The following is a 3,702-nucleotide window of genomic DNA, read 5'->3' on the forward strand; positions in this document are numbered from 1 at the left end:
TAGGCAGCAGCAGCCACGACGCTGCGACCGGCCGAGCGCGAGATGGATTTGACGGACAGGTGGTAGATCGCCACGACGCGCTCCGTTCAGGAAGGGTTCAGGGAAGGAACGGCCCTGACGCACGCATTGGAACAATGCTAAAGTGCGCCCTTTACTCCTTTGTCGCAAGGGTTGTTTCGCCTCCCGCGAGAGGCAAGAATGGTCTGGAAACAGGGCATCCGGAAAAGGAAAATGCCATGCCGGAACTGACGCCAATCGAACGCGCCAAACAACAGGTCGAGCAGGCCAAGGCCCGGTATCAGGCTTTGCTCGCCAGACAGAACGCCGAGGAACGCAAGAAGGACACCCGGCGCAAGGTCATTCTCGGGGGGCTACTGATCGACGCAGCCGGGAAGGATGAACAATTCGGCCGGGTGATCGACGAACTGATGAACCGCATCTCCCGCGACCATGACCACAAGGCGTTCGAGGGGTGGCGGAAGCCGGAACCTGACAAGCCATGACCGACGAACGCGAGCTGGATGACGGGCTGGCCGCGTTCGACCAGCTCGGCCGCGAAATGGCGGAGACGAACCGCCTGCTCCGGTCCGTCCAGACCGATCAGGAAGCCCGAAACCGGCAGGAACACGCCCTGTCGGTCGAAATACAGACCGCGCTCAAACAGGCCACAGGAGCCTCACAGAACGCGCTACAGGCCGCCCAGACAAAAATACGTTCATCTCTACTCTGGGCGGCCCTGACGGCCTTCCTGACCGTTCTGGTGGCGTTTGGCGGGGGATATTTCTTCGGTCAGAAGGCCGGATGGGATACCGGGCACGCGGAAGGATACCAGAAAGCCCGGGACGAACAGGCGGCCGCAAGCTGGGCGAACACCCCGGCCGGACAACGGGCTTATGGCCTCGATCGACGGGGCGACCTCGACCTGCTGGCCCGGTGCAGGGGGGACGGCTGGACTACGGAACACCGTAACGGCGGCACCGTGTGCTTTCCGAACGCGGACGCCAAGGGGAACGTGACCGGCTGGTATCTCCCCTGACCATCACCGGGATGGGAAAGCCGTCTCGTCCCCTCATCGCTTCCTGAGCGAGTCTCTCTCGCCCGATTCTGCCGGCGTCACAGGGTCCGGGCGAGCGCGGAGCGGGAGCGGCGTAGCCCGCCCGTAGGGCGCCGGAATTGCCCCGAAATGGCAGTTTTCCACCGAAAAAGGGGGGACAACAGGGGGATTAGATTCTTTTCTCTTTCTTAGGGATCGCCACACCCCGCAGAAATCCGGAAGAAAAGGCTTGTTTTAAGTCCCGGATTCCGGGACTAATTGATCCCGGATTCCGGGACTTAAAAACGGGTTCTCCACAAGGAGCGGATCATGGCCCAGATTGTGCGCCTCACCACAAGGCAGCAGCGATCCGAACAGGAGGAAGCCGCACAGGCGGCCGAGCAGCTCTCGCTCCTGTCCGAAGAACTTCTGAAGCATTTGCCGGGAGAGGCGCGTATAGCCCTTTCCAAGATCACCCACGCACTTCAGAAGGCCGCGCGTCCGGACACTACCGAAGGGCTTTGGCCGGGAGGTTTTACCATGTTGAGCCGTATGCAGACCGCCGCGATCTGGGACGCCATCCGCGCCCTGCCATCCGATGACCGGCCGCATCAGGTTCGCCATGCCTTCGATCTGGTGCTGCTCAATCTCCGGCAGGACACCGGCGAGGTGCTGCTTAACCGTGACCAGCTCGCCGAAGAAATCGGCTGTGCCCCCAAACACGTCAGCACCATCATGGGGACGCTGGAAAAAATGGGCGTAATCCGGCGCGAACGGCGGAAAATTGAAGGAATGCAGGGCCGAGGCGTGGCCGTGTATTTCATCAATCCGCATGTGGCATGGAACGGCTCGCTGGACGTCCGCAAGACACAGGCCGCGGAAACCCGGCCACCCATGCAGCTCGAACTTCTCCATGGAGACGCGACATGAGCAAGACAGCCCTTTATGACCGCGATTTCTACGCTTGGGCCAATGAACAGGCCGGACTTCTGCGCGCCGGAAAGCTGGCGCAGGCCGATATTGACCACATCGCGGAGGAAATCGAGAGCATGGGAAAAACGGAAAAGCGCGAACTCATCAGCCGCCTGACCGTCCTTCTGCTTCACATGCTCAAATGGGAATTTCAGCCCGCTCGACGCGGTGCGTCATGGGAGGTGTCCATCGGCACCCAACGCCGCGCGATCGCACGCCATATGGCCGACAACCCCAGCCTTAAAGCCAAGCTGCCGGAAGCCATCGAAGATGCTTACGTCGATGCGCGCAGCGAAGCTTATGCAGAAACAGGCTTAGCGAAAGCCTCCTTTCCGTCCACCTGCCCGTGGACGTTCGAGCAGATGATGGATGAAAATTTCTGGCCGGAAACTTCGCACTGATCTTTCGCCGCGTGTCAGACAAGCCTGTCAGGCACGAGTTTCCGTACAAGCGCTCCCATCCCAAAAACTATCGCCAGCAAAGCCTACGCCGCCTTGCTGGAGTGCCTAAAAAGACGTTCAGCAGCACAAGGCTGCACTTCCACCGCCCACTTCCGACGATCCCTCCTTGCCCTCTGATAAACGTGCTTCTGTTTCCCTTACATCCATTGCTTCATAATAATGGACGTGCTCTCTCTAACGAGAGCATCAGATTCGCTAAATTCAAAATATAGGGCAACAAAGATGACAGAATCACTAGAAATGCAAAAAGGTACTCTAGTTGAGTGGCTCCACGATTTTGGATACAAGGCAAAAATAAAAGATAAAAACAAGAATTTTATTTTAACAGCTGCAGATGGATACAATATAAATATTACAGTTTACGATTATAGCGTTCAATACTCATGCAGTTTTTCGATCAATTCAAACGAAGCGACATTAAAATCTTGCAATGAGTTTAATTCTAAATGGCGCTGGGTTAAAGCATATATACACACATATAATGATGGAACAAATGCCTGTTTTGTAGAGTGCGATAATAGAGTTAACTACCTTGCTGAAGATGGAAAAAAAGAGTTCGAATCTGATTTTCAAACTTTTATTGAAATTTTAAGGAAAACAAACTCCTTATTTTCTAATAAATGATGGTTTTATATGTTAATTACATGACACCCTCACATACTCGGCCCCCGGTCACGTGACCGCCTGAACGTCGGCCGCTCTGTCTCCTGCTGGCGCTGCTTCTGCCGCTCCAGCTCGGCGGCCTTCCGGGCTTCCTCGACCGCCCGCAACTCCGCCTGTCGCCGCACCTCGCGCCTGATTTCAGCTTGACGCACCCGCTCTTGCCTCCTGATCTCGGCTTCTCTCTCCCGTTCCATCCGCTGCCCGATCTTCCGGGCCAGAGCCACCGCCAGCCGCGCCCGTTTCTCAAGGCCCGAGAACAGCTCCTGCGCCGTCTCCACAGCTTTGCGGGCTGTCTCCAGAACCCGGTTCCGCTCACGGATCTCCGCGTTCTGCTTCCCGAGATCCGTCACAGGATCACGACCGGGGATCTCACGGGCCGCCTGACGCTCCATAGCTGTTGCTGACACGCCCATATGCCAGGTCGGCTCCTGTTCTTTCCCCTGACGCTCGAAGCTCCGGTGATCCACCCGCTGTTCGACCTGGTGCCGTTCCAGAGCCGTGTTGACCTGGCGCGCCCACACACCCCGCATATGCTCGATCTCGGCCGAGGCGGTGCTGGCCACGTCCAGAACC

At 57.5% G+C, this 3,702-nt stretch carries 6 protein-coding genes; 5 read left to right on the plus strand and 1 reads right to left on the minus strand.

What is annotated here, in order from left to right; all coding sequences use genetic code 11:
* The first annotated feature begins 245 nt into the window (after window positions 1-245).
* From LOC54_RS11710 to LOC54_RS11730, 5 genes are all read left to right on the plus strand, one after another.
* The gene (locus LOC54_RS11710) at window positions 246-503 is read left to right on the plus strand and encodes a mobilization protein (RefSeq protein WP_279313976.1); all 258 of its coding nucleotides are present in this window, start codon (window positions 246-248) and stop codon (window positions 501-503) included.
* Entirely contained in the window at window positions 500-1,036 is a 537-nt protein-coding gene (locus LOC54_RS11715) for a replication protein (protein WP_279313971.1), read from the plus strand. The genes LOC54_RS11710 and LOC54_RS11715 overlap by 4 nt, the downstream gene beginning before the upstream one ends.
* A 327-nt stretch (window positions 1,037-1,363) precedes the next feature.
* On the plus strand, window positions 1,364-1,963 hold the full coding sequence (locus LOC54_RS11720) for a helix-turn-helix domain-containing protein (RefSeq protein ID WP_279313972.1): 600 nt from the start codon (window positions 1,364-1,366) through the stop codon (window positions 1,961-1,963).
* Window positions 1,960-2,406, plus strand: a complete 447-nt coding sequence (locus LOC54_RS11725) for a DUF29 domain-containing protein (RefSeq protein ID WP_279313973.1) — start codon at window positions 1,960-1,962, stop codon at window positions 2,404-2,406. The genes LOC54_RS11720 and LOC54_RS11725 overlap by 4 nt, the downstream gene beginning before the upstream one ends.
* 282 nt (window positions 2,407-2,688) lie before the next feature.
* Complete coding sequence (locus LOC54_RS11730; RefSeq protein WP_279313974.1) at window positions 2,689-3,090, plus strand: YbjN domain-containing protein; 402 nt, start codon at window positions 2,689-2,691, stop codon at window positions 3,088-3,090.
* A gap of 29 nt (window positions 3,091-3,119) precedes the next feature.
* On the opposite strand, the gene LOC54_RS11735 is transcribed toward LOC54_RS11730, so the two are convergent.
* Window positions 3,120-3,702: MobA/MobL family protein (locus LOC54_RS11735; protein WP_279313975.1), on the minus strand; the 583-nt coding region annotated here is incomplete at its 5' end.

This window comes from Acetobacter sp. AN02 (genome assembly GCF_029759835.1).
GTDB lineage: Bacteria > Pseudomonadota > Alphaproteobacteria > Acetobacterales > Acetobacteraceae > Acetobacter.

Excerpts from the sequence above, each read along its gene's own strand:
- LOC54_RS11715 (WP_279313971.1), top strand. The coding sequence starts at position 500 with ATGACCGACGAACGCGAGCTGGATGACGGGCTGGCCGCGTTCGACCAG.
- LOC54_RS11725 (WP_279313973.1), top strand. The coding sequence starts at position 1,960 with ATGAGCAAGACAGCCCTTTATGACCGCGATTTCTACGCTTGGGCCAAT.
- LOC54_RS11730 (WP_279313974.1), top strand. The coding sequence starts at position 2,689 with ATGACAGAATCACTAGAAATGCAAAAAGGTACTCTAGTTGAGTGGCTC.
- LOC54_RS11720 (WP_279313972.1), top strand. The coding sequence starts at position 1,364 with ATGGCCCAGATTGTGCGCCTCACCACAAGGCAGCAGCGATCCGAACAG.